At 65.1% G+C, this 21,514-nt stretch carries 25 protein-coding genes; 12 read left to right on the top strand and 13 right to left on the bottom strand.

All coding sequences use genetic code 11. From position 1 onward, the window contains the following. Positions 1–107: 107 nt before the first annotated feature. The 3 genes from MYCSP_RS00555 (at position 108) to MYCSP_RS00565 (ending at position 3,241) form a co-directional block, all read left to right on the top strand. Entirely contained in the window at positions 108–1,571 is a 1,464-nt protein-coding gene (locus MYCSP_RS00555) for a hypothetical protein (protein WP_162266289.1), read from the top strand. A 66-nt stretch (positions 1,572–1,637) separates the two neighbouring features. Beyond that, on the top strand, positions 1,638–2,129 hold the full coding sequence (locus MYCSP_RS00560) for a M48 family metalloprotease (protein WP_070912111.1): 492 nt from the start codon (positions 1,638–1,640) through the stop codon (positions 2,127–2,129). Then, a complete protein-coding gene (locus MYCSP_RS00565; RefSeq protein WP_083018698.1) occupies positions 2,126–3,241 on the top strand; it encodes a hypothetical protein in 1,116 nt (371 codons plus the stop codon). The genes MYCSP_RS00560 and MYCSP_RS00565 overlap by 4 nt, the downstream gene beginning before the upstream one ends. A gap of 103 nt (positions 3,242–3,344) precedes the next feature. Here the strand turns inward: MYCSP_RS00565 and MYCSP_RS00570 are convergent, their stop codons facing one another. The 4 genes from MYCSP_RS00570 to MYCSP_RS23255 form a co-directional block, all read right to left on the bottom strand. Then, positions 3,345–3,743 carry a secretion protein EspR gene (locus MYCSP_RS00570; RefSeq protein WP_005062824.1) on the bottom strand — a complete coding sequence of 133 codons (399 nt, stop codon included), beginning with the start codon at positions 3,741–3,743 and terminating at the stop codon, positions 3,345–3,347. Between the two features lie 1,070 nt (positions 3,744–4,813). Further along, positions 4,814–5,347, bottom strand: a complete 534-nt coding sequence (locus MYCSP_RS00575; protein ID WP_030096168.1) for a hypothetical protein — start codon at positions 5,345–5,347, stop codon at positions 4,814–4,816. 157 nt (positions 5,348–5,504) lie between these two features. Beyond that, positions 5,505–6,128: a superoxide dismutase gene (locus tag MYCSP_RS00580; RefSeq protein WP_030096167.1), complete on the bottom strand. Its 624-nt coding sequence runs from the start codon at positions 6,126–6,128 to the stop codon at positions 5,505–5,507. A gap of 217 nt (positions 6,129–6,345) precedes the next feature. Beyond that, entirely contained in the window at positions 6,346–6,501 is a 156-nt protein-coding gene (locus MYCSP_RS23255) for a hypothetical protein (RefSeq protein WP_083336158.1), read from the bottom strand. Between the two features lie 175 nt (positions 6,502–6,676). Here MYCSP_RS23255 and msrA point away from each other — a divergent pair, with 175 nt between their 5' ends. The 4 genes from msrA to MYCSP_RS00605 all read left to right on the top strand — a co-directional run bounded on the left by msrA (position 6,677) and on the right by MYCSP_RS00605 (position 10,080). Beyond that, on the top strand, positions 6,677–7,423 hold the full coding sequence (gene msrA / locus MYCSP_RS00590) for a peptide-methionine (S)-S-oxide reductase MsrA (RefSeq protein WP_088413003.1): 747 nt from the start codon (positions 6,677–6,679) through the stop codon (positions 7,421–7,423). A gap of 244 nt (positions 7,424–7,667) precedes the next feature. Continuing rightward, positions 7,668–7,994 carry a rhodanese-like domain-containing protein gene (locus tag MYCSP_RS00595; protein WP_083018704.1) on the top strand — a complete coding sequence of 109 codons (327 nt, stop codon included), beginning with the start codon at positions 7,668–7,670 and terminating at the stop codon, positions 7,992–7,994. Between the two features lie 180 nt (positions 7,995–8,174). Next, a complete protein-coding gene (locus tag MYCSP_RS23385) occupies positions 8,175–9,239 on the top strand; it encodes a DUF4328 domain-containing protein (RefSeq protein WP_235629509.1) in 1,065 nt (354 codons plus the stop codon). Next, positions 9,214–10,080 carry a glycerophosphodiester phosphodiesterase gene (locus tag MYCSP_RS00605; RefSeq protein WP_088413005.1) on the top strand — a complete coding sequence of 289 codons (867 nt, stop codon included), beginning with the start codon at positions 9,214–9,216 and terminating at the stop codon, positions 10,078–10,080. The genes MYCSP_RS23385 and MYCSP_RS00605 overlap by 26 nt, the downstream gene beginning before the upstream one ends. A 58-nt stretch (positions 10,081–10,138) precedes the next feature. Here MYCSP_RS00605 and MYCSP_RS00610 read toward each other — a convergent pair whose 3' ends face one another. From MYCSP_RS00610 to MYCSP_RS00630, 5 genes are all read right to left on the bottom strand, one after another. Beyond that, on the bottom strand, positions 10,139–11,026 hold the full coding sequence (locus tag MYCSP_RS00610; protein ID WP_088413006.1) for an SAM-dependent methyltransferase: 888 nt from the start codon (positions 11,024–11,026) through the stop codon (positions 10,139–10,141). 164 nt (positions 11,027–11,190) lie between these two features. Beyond that, positions 11,191–11,736, bottom strand: coding sequence for a ferritin (locus tag MYCSP_RS00615; RefSeq protein WP_083018709.1), 546 nt, complete (start codon positions 11,734–11,736; stop codon positions 11,191–11,193). Between the two features lie 173 nt (positions 11,737–11,909). Next, the gene (locus MYCSP_RS00620; RefSeq protein ID WP_070912117.1) at positions 11,910–12,467 is read right to left on the bottom strand and encodes a ferritin; all 558 of its coding nucleotides are present in this window, start codon (positions 12,465–12,467) and stop codon (positions 11,910–11,912) included. Between the two features lie 18 nt (positions 12,468–12,485). Next, positions 12,486–13,463 (bottom strand): LCP family protein, encoded by a 978-nt coding sequence (locus MYCSP_RS00625; protein ID WP_088415332.1) that lies wholly within the window; start codon positions 13,461–13,463, stop codon positions 12,486–12,488. A 284-nt stretch (positions 13,464–13,747) separates the two neighbouring features. Beyond that, a complete protein-coding gene (locus tag MYCSP_RS00630) occupies positions 13,748–14,509 on the bottom strand; it encodes a CPBP family intramembrane glutamic endopeptidase (protein ID WP_083019917.1) in 762 nt (253 codons plus the stop codon). 22 nt (positions 14,510–14,531) lie between these two features. Between MYCSP_RS00630 and MYCSP_RS00635 the strand changes: the two genes are divergently transcribed. Further along, positions 14,532–15,221 (top strand): alpha/beta fold hydrolase, encoded by a 690-nt coding sequence (locus MYCSP_RS00635; RefSeq protein ID WP_083019919.1) that lies wholly within the window; start codon positions 14,532–14,534, stop codon positions 15,219–15,221. Here MYCSP_RS00635 and MYCSP_RS00640 read toward each other — a convergent pair. Continuing rightward, positions 15,218–16,003 carry a DUF2470 domain-containing protein gene (locus tag MYCSP_RS00640; RefSeq protein ID WP_088413007.1) on the bottom strand — a complete coding sequence of 262 codons (786 nt, stop codon included), beginning with the start codon at positions 16,001–16,003 and terminating at the stop codon, positions 15,218–15,220. The genes MYCSP_RS00635 and MYCSP_RS00640 overlap by 4 nt on opposite strands. Positions 16,004–16,140: 137 nt before the next feature. Here MYCSP_RS00640 and pheA point away from each other — a divergent pair, with 137 nt between their 5' ends. Then, entirely contained in the window at positions 16,141–17,067 is a 927-nt protein-coding gene (pheA, locus tag MYCSP_RS00645) for a prephenate dehydratase (RefSeq protein WP_070912121.1), read from the top strand. Then, positions 17,064–17,750, top strand: a complete 687-nt coding sequence (locus tag MYCSP_RS00650; RefSeq protein ID WP_083019922.1) for a histidine phosphatase family protein — start codon at positions 17,064–17,066, stop codon at positions 17,748–17,750. The genes pheA and MYCSP_RS00650 overlap by 4 nt, the downstream gene beginning before the upstream one ends. On the opposite strand, the gene MYCSP_RS00655 is transcribed toward MYCSP_RS00650, so the two are convergent. Then, positions 17,747–17,974, bottom strand: coding sequence for a hypothetical protein (locus MYCSP_RS00655; RefSeq protein ID WP_083019924.1), 228 nt, complete (start codon positions 17,972–17,974; stop codon positions 17,747–17,749). The two genes, MYCSP_RS00650 and MYCSP_RS00655, sit on opposite strands and share 4 nt — an antisense overlap. A gap of 286 nt (positions 17,975–18,260) precedes the next feature. On the opposite strand from MYCSP_RS00655, the gene MYCSP_RS00660 reads away from it, so the two are divergent. Continuing rightward, a complete protein-coding gene (locus MYCSP_RS00660; RefSeq protein WP_070912132.1) occupies positions 18,261–18,941 on the top strand; it encodes an MspA family porin in 681 nt (226 codons plus the stop codon). A 63-nt stretch (positions 18,942–19,004) separates the two neighbouring features. Beyond that, complete coding sequence (locus MYCSP_RS00665; protein ID WP_083019926.1) at positions 19,005–19,703, top strand: MspA family porin; 699 nt, start codon at positions 19,005–19,007, stop codon at positions 19,701–19,703. Between the two features lie 27 nt (positions 19,704–19,730). On the opposite strand, the gene MYCSP_RS00670 is transcribed toward MYCSP_RS00665, so the two are convergent. Further along, entirely contained in the window at positions 19,731–20,474 is a 744-nt protein-coding gene (locus MYCSP_RS00670; protein WP_083019928.1) for an ESX secretion-associated protein EspG, read from the bottom strand. Then, complete coding sequence (locus MYCSP_RS00675; protein ID WP_083019930.1) at positions 20,471–21,511, bottom strand: PPE domain-containing protein; 1,041 nt, start codon at positions 21,509–21,511, stop codon at positions 20,471–20,473. The genes MYCSP_RS00670 and MYCSP_RS00675 overlap by 4 nt, the downstream gene beginning before the upstream one ends. Positions 21,512–21,514: the final 3 nt, after the last annotated feature.

The raw sequence follows: 21,514 nt of genomic DNA on the forward strand, positions 1-21,514 counted from the left end.
ATTTGACCTCCGAGCAAATTCCCGGCATGCTGTTCGCCGTGGGGCGACATCGAGCAAAATCGAGCGGGCGAAGCCAGCAGCTGAAGCGTGCCTCCGCGCGCGCGGCTGTGGTGACGGTGCTCAGCTCGGGGACCCTGATGGGGGGATTCGGGGTTTTCGCCGTGTCCACACCGGCTGCGGACGCAAAGCCGGGCGGTGGATCCGGTGGCGATAACGATCATGACCACGGTCTGGGTGGTGCCATCCACAAGATCACCGGCGGTTTGTTGGGTGGCGGTGTCGGTGGTGGCGGCGGTCCGGGCAGCGGCGGTACCCGCAACGCTCCCTCCTCGCCGAGCTTCGGCAAGAGCCTGAACGGCGCCTCCGGATCGGAAGGCGCGGCGGGCGGCAGCGATTCCGCCAAGGGCGACAAAGACAAAGATAAAGACAAGGGCCCGGGGGCGAACGTCCCCAAGCCGGGGTCCGCGGGCTCGAGCGGCAACAAGTCGTCCGACAATGCGGCGGGCGGCACCGGTTCGGGCACGAACATCTCGGGGACACCCGGGGGCACCATCGGCGCGGGAATCGGTGGCGGCCTTGGGGCGACCCTGCCGCACTCCGGGGGTGCCGCGGGTGTCCACACGCCGAACGCCGAGGCCCCGTCCGCTGAAAATTCAAGTGGCACAACGACTCACGCCGAAGAGCATCCCAGCCTCAAGGGCGCTTTGGGCTCGGTGGCCGGTGCACTGGCGCCCAAGACTCAGACCGCCACCACACCCAAGGCCGACACGGCGACCTCACCGCACACCGCGACGGCACCGGGTGCGACCGCCGACACCCCCTCGGCCAGTTCCACTCAGACGGAGCATGAAGCGGCCTCCGAAGAGCCCAAGGTCCCGGGCGTCACCGTCAACATGGGCGGGCGCACCATCATCATCTGGAAGAAGAAGCCGAGTACCTCGACGCACACACCCGGCACCGGCGGCGGTACGACGCACGATCACGAGACCACTCACGAGCACGAGACAACCCACGATCACGAGGGCGAACACTCCCCCGTGATCACGCTGCCCGGGCTTCCCAACCTCGGCGGCGTCCCGAATCCGGATGCCCCCTTCGGCGGTGCGGCCGGAACGCGCACTCCGGGCGGAAACCCCGGCATCCACACCGGGCCCATCGCTCCGCCGACCGTAGCCACGCCCAAGACGCCCGCCGTCGTGATCGCGGCGCCGCCGGCCCCGCCGGTCCTCGCACCGTTGGCACCTGTCGTGCCTCCAGCCCCGCCGGTAGTCACCATCAAGCAGGCTGAGGGCGGCCGTGGCGGTGACGCGGTGGTCACCGCGGGCGGCACCAAGCAACCCGAGGCTGTCACCAAGCCCATCCAGCAGTTCGTCGCGGCCGAAACCATCGCGCCGCGCACCGGGTACACGGACTATCTCCGACTGACGAAGACGTCCGAGATCGCCGCCGTGGCCATTCCGGGCGCCGTCGGCATCGCGATGATGACTTTCGTGGGCGGCGCGCTCGGATATCGGCAAGCCAAGGCCGGCCACAGCGTGCGTGCCTCCGCTGCCGCTCGATTCCTGGAGTAGGGGAGAATGGGTACAGCACCCCGTGAGGGGTCTGTCCAGGAAGGCATACGGTGAGGGGAGAGGCACATGGGCGCAGGCCGTCGTGTGACCGATGCCGTCAATGCCGTCCTCGACCTGGCCCCGCGTAAGGGTGAGGTGACGTTGACCGGCCTCGTCGAGGCCGTCGGCCGCGATCGGGATCGGTCCATCGAGATCATCTCTGCGGATCTGCCGCCCGGTGTGTGCGGTCAATGGCGTCAATACGAGAACGAAGACATCTTCATCATCCAGCGCGGCCTGCCCACCTGGGATCGCACTCTCGCCCACGAACTGGGCCACGTGGTGCTGCGCCACGAGGGTATCTCGGTGGTCGAAATGGCCAGGGACGAAGCCGAATTCGCCAGCGATGACCTCATCGCGTACATGCTCTCCCAGCGCACCGGTTGCATGGGTGCCGCCGGGATGGAGGCAGAACAAGAGGCAGAGGACTTTGCCGCGCTGCTGCTGTACCGGCTCGGCCGGCTGCCGTCCGATCGCGCATCCATTGTCCAGGTGAGGCTCGGGGAGGCCTTTGGGTGATCGCCTGGGTGATTGCCGGGCTGCTGGGTATGGCGACGGGTTTGCGCATCGGGTGGGTGCTCGTCCACAAACAATCCCCGGTGAGCACCGGAATGATTGTTGCGCTGGGCAGTCTGGCCCTGGTGTCGGCGTTGAACTGGGAGCCGCTGACGATTCTGGTGGACAGCTCGCTGGGCTGGCCCAACATCTCGGTGGCGGTGAGTCAGGCCGCGTTGACGGCCTGTGCGGCGGGCAGCTGCGTGATGATCACGAGCATGTCCGCCAGCCGTACGGCGGTGGCCAACAAGCGGTGGGCGCGCTGGCAGTACCTGGCCGCGACCGTGATCGCCGGTGCCAGTCTGGCGGTGTTCTTCTCCCGCGGTCGGCAGCCCGAGATGACCCCGCGCGAATTCCTCAAACGGGATCTAGGCGGGTTCGCATCGGGCACCGCCTGGTTGGTCCCGATGCTGTACATCGCGGTGGCCCTGTCGGTGGTGCTGTGGGCGGGAATGGCCTACTCGAACCGCACCCGTCGGGGGCGTGCACTGTTCTTGTTCACCGTCGGGATCAGCCTGCTGGTGCTCGCGGTACTGGTAGTCGCCGGTGTCGCGGTGGCCAAGTCCGAATACGTCACGATCGGCACTGCGGCCACGCTGATCGGCTGCGCGATGGCGATGGTGGCGGTGGGGTCGCTGTTGCCGACCTTCGAGACATGGTTGGTTGCCCGTCGCGAGATGTTCGTACTCGCTCCGCTGTACAAGGATCTCAAGAAGCGTCAGCCGGACGCGGCGATCGGAGTGCGGCCCCGTGGACCGCTGGCCTTCCAGGTGGCCGATCGTATGGCCTATATCTCCGACGCGCTCTTCCTGGAGGCGATGCACGCCCAGGGTCTGGACCCCGAATCGGAGGGTGAAGGCGATATCGAGCTCGATGTGGAACCGGTGAAGCTTGAGGTGCCTCCCGCCGCGCAGGCCCACGCGATAGTGAAATGGGTTCTCACCGACGGTGATCCGAAGGAGAATTTCCCGGGCCCGGAATGGCTACACCAGCCTGACGGATACTCCGATCGCGAGTGGATTCTCGCGATCGCTTCTGAGTACCGCAGGCTGGTGCGGGCCGAACATCGTTCTTAAGTTGTAAAACCACGTCCCCCAGTGCGTACCCCGCCGGCTCGACGAGCGGTGAACGCCAAACTGGCCGGTCCTTCCCCGAGTGGACCGGCCAGACAAGCGGCGACTAGCTGTCGAGACCCTCTTTGCGACGGTATTCGTCGACGGTCTGCGTGATGCGATCCTGCGCCTCGACAGACAGGCCGACGGTGCGGGCCGCGATCCGGCGGACGCCTTCGTCACGCATGTTCGCCAGCCAGGTCAGCTCCTGATCGAGCTTCTCGTAGTACTCGTCATCGGTGAAGTACGCGGGCTTGATCCGGAAGAAGTTCGCGAGCGCCTTCATGGTCGCCGACGAGGGGTTGGTCCGGTTACCCGACCGCAGCTGCGACAGGTACGGTGCGGACATCGTGATGCCCTCGGAGCGCAGAGCCGCAATCACCTCGGCAGAGGTGTGGGGGCCGCGGCCGGGCGGATACACGGTGTCGAACAACCGATTCAGACGTGCGGTGAACGTGGTGCTCATCGAGCCTTACCTCCACAAACAGATAAAGTTGCTAATTCGGGGGACGTATTTGCTGCCCATCGTAACCTTAGTTTTGCCTGTAGCCAAGCGCAACCGTCAAGTTTGGCTGCGGTGGACATGGTGTTCGGTTATCCAAACCTGCTAGCTCAGACACATCTGTGCAGCGTCCAATATTCGGGACGATCTGGGAATCTTCGTTCTCAGGCAAATGATTGATGAATCCCCAGCGCGATCGCTCGGAGGCGTCGGCACGAGCCGTGTGGAGAGATCGCATTCGTTTCCTAAGTCGGCCGGGCTCGGTGTCCGGCTGTATAACCTGCTGAGTTGCTACTGGCACCAACACCGCGCTTTCTCCGGGCACGCCTCGCTGACCTGGCACGATGTCACGTCCGTGACGATAACGGCAGCTTGCGATTATGGTGGGAATCGCCGCGCAGAGGTAACGTTTTAATAATGGAACGTTGACCGCAAGTGCACCCCTCAGCAGGGCATCCCCTCTGACCAGCGGTAAATCGGTATCGATGGACTGTGAGGAAGATCACAGCAACTACGCGCATATGAGAACGGTCGACGCGACCCGCGGATGCCGTCGGGGGTCGTCCCGCGGGGGACCATCGCCGCGATCTTCTGTGACGGATGCGACGAAAGAGATATGCCCGGCCGCGTGCCTGCGGCGATCACATCCGCGTCAGCGCACACCGGGCTTGTCGACGGGTCCCACCGCTGGCCGTCCGCCGAGGGTCGCTGGCGAGTTCGGCAACGGCCGATGTCGTTCGACCCGGAACGCGCCCGGAGCGTGTGACGAAATGATCGCCACAAAGGTAAAACGAGTCGTACGGGCCGTCGCTGGTACGCCGCGGCCGTTTGCGTTGTTCTGGAAGGGGCGGCACCGGCGACGTGCGTGACGGCGATGGACAGGGTCGTGAACACCGGTTACGAACACCGAAATGCCTGCGGGCGCCCCAGTCATCGGCTGCGCAAGCCACAGGTTGTGGCTATCGGTGCCACCTGATCACCGCACTCTCGGAGAGCAAGCCGTCTAGCGGTTGCCAGACTCTTATCCGAACCGATTACGCGGCAAGCAGCATTGCCAACACCGCGGTATCGGGATCGCTGATGGGGTCGATGCCTACGCGGCTCACCACCGAGGTGACCGTGCCGTCGGACTCGGCCTCCACCCACGCGGCCCGGTGCTCCAGACCCAGATGAGGCAACCCGGGCAAGAGTAGGCATCCCGATGCCGCGCCAAGGCATTCCGGCAACGTGGGATTGGTCTCGGATGGCGGATGGAGCATCAACAGCGCCGGTGGTTGATGCTCGGCGAAACGGCCGGGAGTGACGGCGGATTCGCCGAGCACCGTGCCTTCGGCGATGACCAGGCCCACCATGCCAGGTGCGGGATCGTCGGGCAGATCTTCACGGGCGCCAAAAATCGTTGTGGTGGAAAGCAATCCGGGCAGGGTGGCAATGCGCACCGTAACGATGAGCAACTGCATCCATTCCTTGGTGGAATCGGGCCAGCGGCCACACACCACGAACCCTCGCAGTGATCCGCCCGCATGGAAGGGCGCGATCTCGATCGGCTGATCGGAGCTGGTCGCCATATCTGCCTCCGCGACATCACAATCCACAATTGCGCGACGCTGCTGATTCCAGAATTACCATGCGCGGAATCACCCCGCAATTGCTAGCGGACACGCCGAAAACACACGTGGGCCCCGGTTTCGCAAGCGAAACCGGGGCCCACGCGAAACAGCGAGATCAGCCGAAGATCAGACCCGAGGTCTTCGTCGTGGCCGCGGTGTAGCGGTCCTGCACGTCGGCCCAGTTGACCACGTTCCAGAACGCCTTGACGTAGTCCGCCTTGACGTTCTTGTACTGCAGGTAGAAGGCGTGCTCCCACATATCCACCTGAAGCAGCGGGATGATGCCCAGCGGGACATTGGCCTGCTGGTCGTACAGCTGGAAGGTCAGCAGCTTCTGTCCGAGGCTGTCGTAGCCGAGCACGGCCCAGCCCGATCCCTGCAGGCCGTTGGCGGCGGCGGTGAACTGGGCTTGGAACTTGTCGAACGAGCCGAACTGGTCGTCGATGGCAGCAGCCAGATCGCCGGTGGGCTTGTCGCCGCCGTTGGGGGACAGGTTCTTCCACCAGATCGAGTGGTTCACGTGGCCGCCGAGGTGGAACGCCAGGTTCTTCTCGTTGAGGAAGATCGCGGCGTGGTCGCCCTTCTCTCGAGCCTCTTCCAGCTTGGCCACAGCGGAGTTGACGCCCGCCACGTAGGCCGCGTGGTGCTTACTGTGGTGCAGCTCGTTGATCTGTCCCGAGATGTGGGGCTCCAGCGCTCCATAGTCGTAGTCCAAATCGGGCAGTGTGTACTCAGCCACGAGATTCCTTTCGCTTGCTTCGTAATCGCTCGTATCTGCGGTATGTGCAGACCTATCCAATAGAAGACACGGCTAAACCTGTTCCACCGGAGTGCCGGCCTACCGATTCAACCCTGCTCTATTGCGCAACGCGTCGCAAGGATGCAGACATCCCCGTTTGGTTATCGATTGTTGGCCGGAGCGGGCCATCCGGCCAGGAGTCCGTCAGATAAGTCCGTCAGAAAAGAATGAGAAACGCCAGTCCGGCGGCCAGTATGAGGGCGATGACGAGTGCCCGAAATGCTGCGACGCGGTACGACGTGTTGTAGCAGCGAGGCGTGAGCTGCCAGCCGGAAGTGGACATCGACTCATGTCCTGCCGACTGTGCTGTCATTGCCGCCCTCCTGCCGCCCTGTGCAAGTTTCTCCACGGTGAGATGAGTCACAGCATCTCTCGTGTGACGGTCATCATAGCTCCAAATCGCGGTGCGCGAAAATTTACCCAGCGTCCACGCGGAAACCGCAGCTAGACCAGCAAATCGGGAGGGTGGGCGGCGTACCATCAAGAGCATGGCTTCTTGGGTAGATAACGTTCGCGATCAGATCCTGGGACGACTCGAAGACGGGTTTACGCCGGGAAAGTCGGCAATCGTCGACGAGGGTGCGGCCCTGCCCGGACGTGCCACCCCGATTCGGATATCCGGCACGCACTTCGTCAACGGCCACACCATCGTGCCGCCCTTCCCAGAAGGGCTCGAGGTCGCAGTCTTCGGCGAAGGGTGCTTCTGGGGTGCCGAGCGCGGATTCTGGAAGCTGCCGGGGGTCTATTCGACCGCGGTGGGGTACGCCGGGGGCTACACGCCCAATCCCACGTATGAAGAGGTGTGCTCCGGGCGGACCGGTCATGCCGAGGTCGTCCTGGTGGCGTTCGACCCCCGTGACGTGACCTACGAGCAGCTGCTGGTGCAGTTCTGGGAGAGTCACGACCCAACTCAGGGCATGCGGCAGGGTAACGATCGCGGGACCCAGTACCGCTCGGCCATTTACACAACCGGTAAGGGACAGGCCGCGCAGGCGGCTGACAGCGCGGCGCGGTATGCGTCCGCGCTGGCCGACGCCGGCTACGGGGCGGTCACCACGGAGATCGCCCCGCTGGACGGGCCTCTCGGGCATGGGTCGCGGCGCTTCTTCTATGCCGAGGACTATCACCAGCAGTACCTGGCCAAGAACCCGAACGGATACTGCGGACTCGGTGGCACTTCGGTCTCCTGCCCCATCGGTCTGGATGTGACACCCGGCGATCCAGCACAGGCGTGAGCTATCCCACGGTGACTGTTGCGAATTCGCTAACTATGCAGAGGCAGTGCTACGGTTCCCCGTCGCGAGCGCCGCTGGGTGCCTCCATGAAGTCCTGGCCAGCGCAAATGCAAATGAGCAGCCTGTGGTTTGTGGATCAACCTGTGGATACTGTGGATAAGCCGACATTGCTGTGGCGTGGGTCACACTGTGAAAAGTTGCAGGCGGGGCAGCGGCTACGCCAATCGAACGATAGGAATGAACGATGAGCTTCCCTTCGGGCGACGAAGTTCCACAAGTCGGCGTCGACGAGATCGCGGCTGCGCTGGATCTTGGTGTCAAGTTGCTTGACGTTCGTGAGGACGACGAGTGGGCGGCCGGGCATATCGACGGCGCGCAACATATACCGCTGGGCGACGTGCCCTCCCGGATGGACGAACTCGATCCGGATGCGCCGCTGTGGGTGATCTGCCATGCGGGCGGGCGATCACAGCGTGCCGCCGCGTATCTGAACCGCAACGGTTTCGAGGTCAGCAACGTCTCGGGCGGCATGCTGGCCTGGGTACAGGCAGGTAAGCCCACCGTCAGCTGAGGGTCCGGCGATCAACCTCGCCCGTCGCCGCCCGCGCACTACTCGCTGCAGGTTGGGCCCCTAGGCCGTTACCCTGGACCAATGATCCAGGTGTGCTCCCGCTGCGGTACTCAGTGGAACGTGCGTGAGCAGCGTCGATACTGGTGCCCGCGGTGCCGTGGCACTCTGCTGGAGCCGGGTATGACGGCCCCGCCGCGTCCGACCGCACCGATGCCGCGACCACCTGCCGGGGCACCGCCGTCAGGGGGCAAGTACTGGGTTCCGCCCACTCAACAGGGTTCTGTGGCAACGCCCGGAGGGCGTCCTGCCGCCCGTCCCACACGGCTTCCCGCGGGATACCGATGGATTGCCGTGCGTCCGGGATCGCCCCCGACGCCGACCCGCCGAAAGCGTCCGCTGGGGCCGACACCGCACTACGGGTACATCCCGCGCTGGGGTCTGGTCGACCACATCGAGCCGGCGGGATCCTCGCGCCAAGGAATAGCCGGGGGATCTGTCCCCAGCCGGGTGCTCGAAAGGCTCCTGCTGGCCACAATCATCACCCTGGCAATCGTTTCGTGTGCCCATTTTCTTCGATATGCGTTGATGGTGTACAACCGCGGAGCGCTGATCCCGAGATTTGTCGCCAGCACGTCGAACGGGCTAGTGCTCGTCAGCGTGGCGCTCGCCTTCGCGGTGCTGGTGGCCACCGCATGGTTCCTCACCGACTGGATGATCGCGCGACGCGCTGAAACATACCGTGACCTGGGATTCGACGACCCTCGCGGGCGGTGGGAGATCCGTGTGGGTTGCCTGCTCCCGATCATCAACATCGTGGGCATCCCGCTGCTGCTCCTGGAGCTCGCCAAGATCGAGAACCGCTGGTATCGGCAGTACCGAAACATCCTGTGGTGGTCGATCCTCTGGGGCGTGACGTGGTTGTTGGTCCTGGTGACCTGGGTGGTGCGCGATTCGGCGACGGTCCAGGGCATCGCCGACAACGCGCTGTTCACCGCCATCGACTACGCGATTGCGGCGGTCGCGGCCTGGTCGCTCCGAAGGGTCTACGACGGCTTCACCGCGCCCGAAGGACACCACCGGTCCGTGCGCTGGCTGGCGGTGGAATCCCCGCAGGGACCGGTACCGATCGAGGCAGATCGCCCGGATGTGCCGGCGACACGCGACGACAATTCTGGCGCTGCGGTTGAACCAGTGGGCCAGGAACCGGCAGCATTGGAGCGTGACCGAGTCGTCGGAGCCTGGTGATGACGCCCCTCAGCCCGCCCAAGGAGTCGACGATATAGACGGCAGAGGCGAGCGCCATCCGTTCGTCGTCGCGCATCGGGGTGCGTCGGCGGACCGGCCCGAGCACACCCTGGCGGCCTACGAGCTCGCTCTCGAGGAGGGGGCTGACGGGGTGGAGTGCGATGTCCGCCTGACCAGAGACGGACAACTGGTCTGCGTGCACGACCGCAGGGTGGATCGCACCTCGAACGGGACCGGGTTGGTCAGCGAACTGACTTTGAGCCAGCTGCGGGCGCTGGATTTCGGCGGATGGCATCCCGGTGGCGCGGAGGCCGGCTCGGGAACCGGGCTACTGACACTGGAGGAACTGGTCTCGCTCGTCCTGGACTGGAATCGCCCGGTGAAACTGTTCATCGAAACCAAGCACCCGGTCCGCTACGGATCCCTGGTGGAGAACAAGGTGCTCGCACTGCTGCACCGATTCGGAATCGCGGCACCTGCCTCGGCCGATATGTCGCGTGCGGTTGTCATGTCGTTCTCGGCCGCCGCGGTGTGGCGCATCCGCCGGGCGGCTCCCATGCTGCCGACCGTCCTGTTGGGAGAAACGTCCCGATACCTCGGGGGCAGCGCGGCGACTACCGTGGGCGCCACGGCGGTGGGGCCCTCCATCGCGACCCTTCGCGAGCACCCGGAATTGGTCGACAGGGCGGCTGCGCAGGGGCGGGCGACCTACTGCTGGACCGTGGACCATTACGAGGATGTCGAGTTCTGCCGGAGTATCGGCGTCGCGTGGATCGCCACGAACCATCCCGGACGAACCAAGTCCTGGTTACAGCGGGGCCTGACCGGCACCACCTTGTGAACGATTCGTCGGTGTAATGACAAAGCGCTAGCACCACAACGGCTTTCGTCGCGGTGGTTCAGTGCAGATAGCTGATCGGCAGTGTCGCGGTGAGGAATCTGCGGGCATCGAATTCGTCGACGTAGGGAGCCAGGGCGTCGTTCGACTGCAAACCGTAGCGGTCCGCCAGTTCCCGACCCGTGGTGGTCTGCGCCAGCCAACCGTGACCCGATAGCCACTCGCTGGATCTTGTTCGCTCGGCGTAACCGCGCGTGAGTTCTGTGGCATTGAACGCCTCGGCGGCCAGTGCGTCCCGAACGTCCGCCCAGGATTGGCCCGAGGGTGAGATCCCGTCGGTGTCCGTGGCGATCGTGCTGCCCAGTGCCGACATTTCGATGATCCGCTCGAACAGGGCGTCATGGCTCGGTCCGGGCAGATGGGAGATGAGTGCCTCGGCCAGCCACGCGGTCGGCAGGTCGGGGTCGAAGCCGGCCGCCGTCAGATCGGACTGCCAGGGCCCGCTGAGGAACGTGCCGACCTGTCGGCGGGTGGTGCGCGGTATCGCACCGGCGGTCTTCAGGACCGTGCTCTTGAATTCGAGCAGCTCCGGGTAGTCGATCTCGAAGACGGTGGTGCCCTCCGGCCAGTCCAGCCGGTAGGCGCGTGTGTCCAGTCCGCCGGCCAAGAGCACCACCTGGGTGGCGCCGGATTGGGCCGCCGCGAGCAGGGAGTCGTCATAGTGCCGTGTCATCACGGCCCGGCACCGGGCGATGAAGATGGCGCGCTGGGCCGCGGTGTCGGTCGGAGGATCTGCGCGGTGCATGTCCAGCAGTGCGAGTGCATAGGGGTCCTCGGAGGCGAGCACCAAGCGCTCGGCGAAGACGTCGATGAACAGCGGCTCGGTGCGTTCGGACTCGACGGCACGCGACGCGGTCAGTGTCAGTTGGATTTGCCTACCGCGGAACAACCTTTTGCACACCCTTTCGCTGCGCCGTCACCGAGCGATGTTCTCAGGATCCGAGGAAAGATTATCGGAAAGCAACACGGCAAACGTGTGTGTTCACCGCCGGAAATACGAGACGTCCCCCACCCCGGCGATGTGCCGAGATGGGGGACGTCTCGTCGCAGCGTTTAGAGTGAGCCGCCGGCGGCTGGTGGTGCGGTGGGGTCGCTGGATACGACGGAGATTTCCCGTGCCACGAACTCTTCGAGGTCGAAGTAGTTGTCACCGGCGCGCTCCGCGACGGTGAGCAGCGTGTCCATGAGGGCGACCTCTTCGACCTGTTCCTTGAGGAACCACTGCATGAACTGCTCGCCGATGTAGTCGCCCTCGTCGCGGGCGGTACGCGCCAGCTCGGTGACCTGGTCGGTGACCGTCTGTTCCTGGGCCAGTGCCAGCGCCAGTGGCTCGCGGGGCGACGTGAACCCGTTGGTCACTGCGCCGACCGGAGGGATCTCGACGGATACGCGTCGGTCAATCAGGTACCGGACGATCATCATGGCGTGATTGCGTTCCTCGACCGCCTGCTTGTAGAAATGCGAGGCGAGTTGAGGAAGGTCGGCGTCATCGAAATACGCGGCAATTGCGATGTATTGCTGCGACGCGGTGAACTCGTGGCCGATCTGGTCATGGAGAAGCGCATTGAATTTCGTTTTGGGAGTGTCGGTCGCGGTCATGAATTTGACAATAGGCCAGGTCAGAGGCCCTGTCACCCAAGGCGAACCTTAATGAGGTTATCGTCACCTAAGTAATTGGCGGATGTTGCGCAAGCTAATTGGCAGAGTCTTATCGTAGGCAAAGTTAATTTCTACCCGTGCGCGCAATGGGAAATCGTCGTGCACAAAATTGGCTAAAGAGCCCCACCGGCAGCCGGGGGCGCCGTCGCATCCGGGCTGACGGGGCGGGCGAGCTCGCGCGCCACGAAGTTCTCCAGGTCGAACAGATCGTGATCGGCGCGGTCGGCGACGGTGAGCAGCGTGTCCATGAGGGCGACCTCTTCGACCTGTTCCTTGAGGAACCACTGCATGAACTGCTCGCCGTAGTAGTCGCCCGACGACCGTGCCGCGCGTGCGAGCTCGGTGACCTGATCGGTGACCCGCTTCTCCTGTTCGAGTGCGAGGGCAATGGGTGCGCGCGCATCGCTGAACTCGTTGATGACGGCCTCGACACCCGGGATGCTGACCGCGACGTTCTTGTCGATGAGATACCGGATGATCATCATCGCGTGATTGCGCTCCTCGACCGCCTGCGCGTAGAAGCGTTTGGCGAGTTGCGGCAGATCCGCGTCGTCGTAGTAGACCGCGATCGCGATGTACTGCTGGGACGCGGTGAACTCATTTCGGATCTGATCGCGCAAGAGCTCTAGGAACGGTGAGGATGCGCGTGCGTGGAGATCGGTGGTAGCCACACCGAAAAGCCTAGTGTGTCAAGGGGTCGGTGTGGCCGAGTCCGGCAAGAGGTCTGCAGGAACCTGCTGGCCGGTGCGTAAGGCGTCGAAAAGGCGCGCCGAGGCGTCCTCGTCCCAAGTGACGACGTCGCCCGCCCAATTCGACGAGAACGAACCGATGGGCATCGTCAGATTCTGTACGGAACCCGATAGGGCCCAGCCTAATTGGGCCAGGTTCCAGCTGTGGTCGCTCTGGGCGATGGTGATGGCGTCTGCGGTCGACGTGGAGAGCGGATACCACCGGAACGGGTTGGCCCATACCGCAGGACTGGTTACCCGATGGAACAGTGCGGCCATGAATGCCCGCTGATGTGTCATGCGGTCTAGATCGGCACGCGGCGTAGCGCGACTGCGCACGTATCCAAGTGCGCTGGGCCCGTTGAGTGTTTGACACTCGGGTGGAAGATTGATCCCCGCCAGCGGATCGTCGATGGGCTCGTCCAGACAGACCGAGACGCCGCCGACGGCGTCGACCACCGAGGCGAATCCGCCGAATCCGATTTCCGCATAGTGGTCGATCCGCAGTCCGGTCGCCTGTTCGACGGTTTGGGTGAGTAGTGCCGGTCCCCCCAGTGTGAAAGCGGCATTGATCTTGTCGTGGCCGTATCCGGGAATGGGAACGTATGAGTCGCGGGGCAGCGACAGCATGGTGGCAGTTCCGCCGTCGTAGAACGCGGGGATGTGTACCAGCAGGATGGTGTCAGTGCGGCCGTCGCCGGTGTCTCCGCCGGTGTCTCCGCCGGTGGCGAGTTCGGCTTCCTGTTCCGGGCTGAGTGCCTGACGGCTATCAGAACCGACCAGGAGCCAGTTCGTTCCGCTTCCGGGTGATGGACGCTCCGGATACTCGGTGAGCGCGTCCACGCGGTGCAACCGCCCATCGATCCACAGCGCCGTGCCGACGATGGTGCAGAAGCCGAGGAGGACAAGGGTCGTCGCTAGAAGGAAGGCGCGTCGTATCCATGTGCCCCAGCGTCTCTTCCGTGGGGGACGCGATGGCGGAGGGGGCGGCGGTTTAGGCGGAGCCGCAGACCGGCGCGGTCGCGCATTGCGTGAGGAGGGCCGGGGTGGCTTCTGCTGGCGAGGTGGGGGCGGGGGACTCTGCCGGCGCGGCGGATTGCCGAGTGGCGGAGGGGGCGGTTGTGAATGCCGACGGATGACCTGGTTCTCCTCCCGTCGGTCGGGGCGCCGACCACGGAAGGGGATGGTGGGCTCGGTCATCGCGGGTGTCCCATGAGACGAGGCTAATGGAGCCACCCAAGGTGATCCCGGAGCAACGCGAACCCGACGAAGGCCACGGTGTCGATCACGCCATGGGCCACTACCAGCGGCCATAGCCGACCGGTGCGGTGCCAGACGTACCCGAAGAGCAGCCCCATCGCCAGGTTCCCCATACCTGCGGAGACGCCCTGATACAGGTGGTAGCAACCGCGCAACAATGCCGAGGACGCGATGGCGGTGGCCGTTCCGTAGCCCAGCTGGCGCAGTCGGGTCTGCAGGTAAGCGACGACGACCACCTCTTCGGCCCAGCCGTTCGCGAAGGCGGACAGCACCAGCACCGGTATTCGCCACCAGGTGTCGTCGAGGGACGCGGGTATGACTTGAACACTCAGGCCCATCCAGCGCGCACCCACGTACAGTGCCAGACCCGGAAGCCCGACGAGTGCCGCCAAGCCGAGCGCCCCCAGGCCGTCGGCGCGCCAACGCCAGCGTCCGAGCCCGAGAGGGGCGAGGTTGAATCCGCTGCGCCACAACAGGTACAGCGCGAGCGCGCCCCAGGCGACCAGCCGTGTGATCGATACCAGGTTCAACCCCAGGTCGATCAGGCTGAGCTCGGCTCGGCGGGGATTCAGCGCGACGGTCTGGCTGGACAGGCCCGTCAGGGCGGCCGATGTGAACTGCAGGACGGCGCTGACAGCGCTCATCCCGAAGCTGATGGCGAGCACGATCCCCATCTCGATGCGGATCGTGCGCGCGGACATCTCCGATTCGACCACGGCGCTCATTGTGGCTGGTATTGGTGGAAGAGTGTCCGATGTGGTCAGCGCTTTGCGCTATGTGGCATCACCCGACGGGGTGCGGCTGAGCCTGACGGTGTCCGGAGAAGGGCCGCCGCTGGTCATGGTGCACGGTGCGATGGACTCCGGGGCCAGCTGGTCGGATGTCGCCACCGAGCTGCGGCGAGACTTCACCTGCTTTCTCGTCGACAGACGTGGTCACGGCGCCAGCACCGATGCGACGGAACACAGTCTGGCGCGCGAGGCGGACGACCTCATCGCGGTGGCCGCCGAGGCGGGACCGCATGCGGTGGTACTCGGTCATTCGTTCGGTGCGGTTGTCGTGCTGGAGGCATTGCGGCGCGGACTGGATGTGGCGGCCGTGGTGTTGTACGAGCCTCCGTTACCGGTGTCGGACGCCGTCGCAGCGGCGAATCGGGAAGGGAGCCGGGTGGTCCGCGCACGATCGGCGACTGTGTCGCGGGAGTTCGAGGCGTTGGATCGCTGCGCGGGACTTCTCGACGAGTACGTTCGGTCCGTCACCCCGATGCTGCTACTCGAGGGCACCAACTCGCCGCTGCAGTTCCGCGAGCCGGTGGGATACCTGGCCCGGCGGATAGCCGGCGTTCGGGTCAAAGAGCTTGAGGGGCAGGATCATTTCGCGCATCGCGATGCGCCGACGATGTTCGCCCGGGTGCTGCGCGAGCTATTGCTGGGTTAGATCTTGCGGGCGCGCAGTCCATTGAGGAACGGGCAGCCTGCCAGGATGCGTAGCGCCTGGCTCAGGCCCGCGGTGTCGTTGACGGGCGCGTTGAACGGCAGCCGAACGTCGTGGTCGCCCTCGGTGCCTTCCACCCGCAGCTGGATGCCGTAGCGGTCGATGCCCAGCAGGCGCACGTCGCCGTGTTGCAGATTCAGCGGAAGACGCCGGGCCAGTCGTTCGACGAGATCGCGGTGATCCTGGTCGATGTGTGACAGCCATCCGGCTTCGAGTGCGCAGAAGGGGTCTGGTTGCGCGCCGAGCAGAGCCGAGACGTCCACCGATTCGGCTCCGGTGGAGTCGGCGACGACGACGGACTCGACCGTCAGGCACAGCAGTATCGAGCCCGGTTCGGTACGCAGACGCATATCGGTGCGGATGTCCAACAGTGCCGGATCGGGTATGCGGCTGGCGATGACGTCGACGATGCCGCGCGCCTCCCGGTCGGAGGCGGCCACCACGTTGCCGCGCACCCAGACCAGGGATCTGACCGGTTCGCGCAGCGGAAGCGGTGCCTGATCGGTGAGTTCGAGGAGGGCCGGCATGCCGGGTGATCCGGCCGCCACCACTGTTGCCGCGATGGCGCTGTGCGCGGGGACCGCTACCGCGAAGGTGCCGTCGTCGAACAGGTGATGCAGCGAGGTTCCGACGACGTCGGCTCCGGCGATCGCGAGGGTCGAACTCGCGGCCCGTGCGCAGGCCGAACGGACTCGCTCGGCGGTGGTGGGCGGTGCTGCGGTCATGGCGGTCCTCTTCCTGACGAACTCAATGAACTGAGGTAAGCCTAAGTTAACAACGGGAGGCGGAGAGTGCAAGGGACACGTGTGCTGTCGCCTGTGTCGTGGGTTCGCCTGGCGATCGAACGCCTAAGGTTTGAAGTGTGCAGCGCATCACGTATTTGGGGCCGGAAGGCACGTTCTCCGAGGCTGCGCTGATCCAGCTGCGGACCACGGGACGCATTCCCGGCGCACCGGAGGTGGAACCGGTGTCGGTTGCCAGTGCGCGCGAGGCATTGGTGCAGGTGCAGAAGGGGGAGGCCACCTACGCCTGTGTTCCCATCGAGAGCTCACTGGAAGGCCCGGTGGTGCCGACTCTGGACACCCTGGCGGTCGGTGCTCCGCTGCAGATCTTCGCCGAGACGGTGCTGCCGGTGTCGTTCACCATTGCCGTGCGACCGGGGACCTCTGCACAGGACGTGAAGACCGTTGCCGGGTTCCCCATCGCGGCCGCACAGGTGCGGGAGTGGCTGGCCACCAACCTGCCGAATGCCGAGTTGGTCGCCGCCAACTCCAACGCCGCGGCAGCCGAGGATGTGAAGGCGCAGCGGGCCGACGCCGGGGTGTGCACGGAATGGGCGGCACAGCGACTGGAGTTGGCGGCCCTGGCCAGCGGCGTGGTGGATGAAGCTCACGCGCACACACGTTTCGTGCTGGTGGGGCAGCCGGGGCCGCCCCCACCGGCCACCGGATCGGATCGCACCTCGGTGGTGCTGGGACTGGGAAACGTGCCCGGTGCTCTTGCCGCGGCCATGAATGAGTTCGCGATTCGGGACATCGACCTGACACGTATCGAGTCGCGGCCCACCCGTACCGGTTTGGGTACCTACCGCTTCTTCCTGGATTGCGTTGGCCACATCGACGACATCGCCGTCGGGGAGGCACTCAAGGGCCTGCACCGTCGTTGTGAGGATGTGCGGTACTTAGGATCGTGGCCGAGGGGAACGACGGCGCCTGCCGGCTCCAACCCGCCGGTGCTGGACGAAGCGTCGGGATGGCTCGCAGAGACACGGGAAGGGAAGCTGCGATGAGCGGGCGCCTTGTCCTGGTGCGGCACGGGCAGTCCTACGGAAACGTCGAACGCCGGCTGGACACCAAGCCGCCGGGTGCGGCGTTGACCGAGCTCGGATTGCAGCAGGCCCGCCTATTCGCCAGGCAATATGAGGAACATGCACCGGCGGTGCTGGTGCATTCGGTGGCGGTGCGCGCTGTGCAGACCGCCGGCCAGATCGCGGAACACCTTAGTGTGGAAGCACTTCAACTGGACGGCTTGCATGAGGTGCAGGCTGGGGAGCTGGAAGACCATACCAGTCTGGACTCGTTCGAAATTTTCGACCGCACTTATGAGCGTTGGCATTTCGGTGATTTCGGCGCACGGTTGCCTGGAGGGGAATCCGCTCAGGACGTGTTTGACAGATACCTGCCAGTGGTGGCCGATCTACGGCTGCGGCACCTGGAAAACGATGCGTCGACCGGCGACGTGGTGGTCGTCAGTCATGGTGCGGCGATCCGTCTGGTCGCTGCGACACTCGCCGGGGTGGATCCGGGCTTCGCGGTCAACCGGCACCTGCGCAATGCGGAAGCCGTTGTGCTGGCGCCGATCACCGACGGACGGTGGAGCTGTGTGCAGTGGGGTGATGCGGCGGCGCCGTTCCCGCATCAGGAAGCCGAAAGCGCCGAGGAGTTGGCGCAGTCGGCCGACCCGATGGGCTAGATCGCCAGCCGGATATCGCGTTCGCAATCACATTGCGCGGCAATGCAATCGATGACCAGGCTATGCCGCAGTAGATGCGCGCCGTCGCAGTCGCGATCTGTGCACTCGGCATGCCGGGAGGAATGTACGATCAGCGTGCCGTGACAGTGGTCGATATCGCGGACGCAGTCGCGGCAGGCCACACCGCAGCTGATGGCGCGCCGCCACTCCGGTGCCTTCTTCATACAAGTGTTGTAACACCGGACGCCGACAAGTCGTCGTCACCGCACGGGTGAGGGCCCCTTTTTCTGCCTGGATCGTCGAGTCCAGTTCGTCGTCGCGGATGCTTCGGGTAGGGGCTTGCGCATGGAACGGACGCCCAACGTACAAATCTCGTTCCTGAGCCGTTCATACGCCGTCCACGCTGCCCTCATAGACATTTCAGTCATACCCCAACGGGGTACCGGGTTCCTGATTGTGTGGCGCCCTGAGATGGACTGAGTTGGACAACCGGAGAGGCGCCACCGCACCATGCTGAAGAGTCTTGTCGCCCTGACCACCGCCTACGCCCTCGGTGCGTCCGCGCCCGTGGCTCTGGCAGATCCGCTCGGCGGTGAGCCACTACCGGACGGCGTCCACGCCGAATCCGCGGCTGCTCCGGTGGCTGATAGCGGTGCTGTCGCCTCCGGCGAGCCGGGCACCCTGCGCACACGGGACGGTTGGATTCTGGCGGTCGCGGCCAAGGACGAGATCCAGTTGCCCGTCGCCCCGTTGACCACCGCGTTGTCTTCGCGTGAGTACTTGGTCAGCGGTACCTTCCTGGGAACTATCCAGGGGGCCGGCACGACCAAACTGACGGACGGCGTGCTGGAGGCTGGGTACCAAATCGGTTGTGGCATAAGCGCTGCCGAGGTAGACCTGAGATTCGGCGGCGGCATCACGCCGCAGATCAGTCCGGCGGGAGCGCCGAGCGTTGCAGGCAACGTTTTCGCCCAGATCCGTCCCACCCTCAAGCCGGGCACCGCGACCATCATCCCGGTCACCAAGATGGCGTTCGAGGGAGACTCCGCCCGCGTCTCGATCACTGCGTTCCGCATCAAGATCGACAGCTGCGTGGGTCAGTCCTTTATCCGCTCCTACGCGATCCTCACCAGCTCGACCGACGACACGCAGGATGTGGTCACCTACATGGGCGTCACCAAGGCCGTCTGAGGCGACAACCCGCCAAATACACACTCGCTCAACCTTATCCAGATCTGAGAGGCTTCGATGACGATGTACAAGACCCTTGCCGCCGTGACCGCTGCGTGTACGTTCGCGGGGGCGGCACCGCTGGCGGCGGCCGAGCCGGTTCCCTCCCCGCTGCCATTGCCGGCCACGGCAGAGAACCAGCCGCCCCCGGTCGAAGGTGAGCCCGGTCCGCCGCTGGACAACGGTGTTGTCGCCTCCGAAGCGCCGGCCACCGTCACCACACCCGACGGCTGGGGGTTGTCCGTCGCGGCCGAGGAGGAGACTCAGCTGCCCATACCGCCGCTGACTACGGCGGTGTCGTCCCGCGAGTACCTTGCGGGAGGCACCTTCATCGCCACCGTCAAGGGCAGTGGCAGCACCAAGCTCAAGGGCGGAACGCTGGAGGCCGGCTACCAGATCGGCTGCGGTATCACCTTGAGCGCAGTCCGATTGACCGGAAGCGTCGGACTCTCCTCGTCACTGGGCCAATCCGGCATCGGCACCATCGGCATGCCGCTGGTGGGCAATATCGAAGTACGGCCGAAGCCCGGTGAGGTCATCAACGTCTCCGTCACCAAGAAGAAGTTCAAGGGCAAACAATCTCGCGTCACCCTCAAGGACGTCCACATCAAGATCGACGGATGCATCGGACAGTCGTTCCTGCGCTCGTATGCGGTACTCACCAGCACCACCTCGGGAACTGAGGACATCATCGCGTACTACGGGGTCACCAAGATGGTCTGATCGGGCCGGTTCGACCGGCCGCGCGGCCTACTCCAGCCCGAGGCTCTTGAGTGCGTGCGTCATCCGCTGCGGCGTCGCGGGCGTGAGGGTGGCCCACAGCGCGCCGTCTGCGGATGTGCTGGGGGTGGCCATGATTCGCCCGAATGCGGTGTCGTACACCGCAACTCCACCGGGTGCGCGATCGGTGATGCCATCGACACGACGAATCGCGGTGATCTCGGTCATCGCTCCGCGGCGAGCCATTGCCTTCGCCACGGTGACCGCGTCGGCCTTGGCGGCGCCGAGAGCCATGAGCTGACGCGCCATGTCGGCGGGCTCGGAGTTGAGTGCCAGAGCCAGCTGCTCGGCGGGTGCGTTGATCGACCCGAACTTCAGCGGGGTGGCATCGCCCAGGTACCGCCACAGCTCGGCGCCAAGTGAGCCGGTCACCGATCGCATGGCCACGCCCTCGCCATCGTTGACCAGCAGCACGTATGCCTCACCGTGCTCGACCAGGCACAGACGCAGCATCTGCGAACCCGCCCAGCGGCGGACCGCCACCTGTCCGGTGGCCTTGCTGGCCGAGGCCAGCATGTCGCGCAGCGTGGGGTGAAGGTCTTCACCCTTCAGCAGGTTGCGCTCCTTGAGCCGGGCGCGGGCACTCTCCAACGCGTCGCGATGCTCGGCTTCGTCATCGTGGCGCGGACCTGCGGCCAGGACTACCGGCAAGAGGTCATTGCCGGTGATCTCGCGGGTCAGCTCCAGTTCGTCGAAGTCCAGGCGGACGGTCACAGCTCCGCGCTCGCGCCGAGGACCGGAGGCGCTACCGCGCCCTTGGAGCCGCCGCGCTCGAACAACGATGAGGCGTCGACGTTTTCGAAGTCGGCAACCTTGTCGCTACCGGACTTGCTGGTCAGGATGTCGGGCAGCTCGACGGGCTTGCTCTCGTCGCCCATGAAGACGCCGGTGGCGCCGATGGCGGTGAGATCCTTGTCGTCCTCGTCTTCGTCCTTCTTGTTGACGCTGCCGCCGACCTTGATGCCCTTACCGGCAGATGCTGCGAGAGCGCCGCCGGCCATCATGCCGGCCATCGGGGCACCCATACCGCCCATGCCGTATCCGCCGCCACCGGCAGCGGCCGGGTTGCCGGTCATCGAGATGGCCGCCGCGCGGGCACTCTGCACGCCGGGTACCGAGTCGGGGCTCAACGGGCTGGGGCCCATCTCCGACAGGCCGACGCCCGCAGCGCTGACACCGGTGTTGCCGCTGTTGGCCTCGGACTTCTCTTCCGGGTACTTGATGACCTCGGGGGCGGCCGGGAACTCTACGACCTTGGCCGCGGGCTCGCTGGCGGACTCGTAGGTCTCCATGGCCTTGGCGGCCTGCAGATCCAGACCCTGCTCCATGCCCTCGGTGGTGGCGTGGAGCCCGAACAGCGCTCCACCTGCCGACAGTGCCTCGGCCTTGGCCTTCTCAAGCTGGGCCAGGTCGTTGATGTGCGGCATATCCAGGACCGCGGTGCCGTACGACTCGGCGTATGTGTTGGCGGTGTCGCTGACCTCCTGGGTCAGCCCGGCCATCTTGTCCAGCCATTCGGTGAACGGGGTCAGCTTGGTCAGCGCCTCTTCGGCGCGAGGGCCGCGGTAGCCCTCCATCAGCTTCTCGCCGACCTGCAGGCTGTTCTCGTGCACCTCGGCGAACGCAGCGCTGATCTCCTGCCAGGCCAATGCGCTGTCGACGACGTGTGTCGGACCTGCACCGGTGGTGAGGTCCAGGGCCAGCTTCTTCGCCTTGCGGGCTGCCCAGTTGACGCCAGTGAATCCGGTCATGAT

This window comes from Mycobacteroides saopaulense (assembly GCF_001456355.1).
GTDB lineage: Bacteria > Actinomycetota > Actinomycetes > Mycobacteriales > Mycobacteriaceae > Mycobacterium > Mycobacterium saopaulense.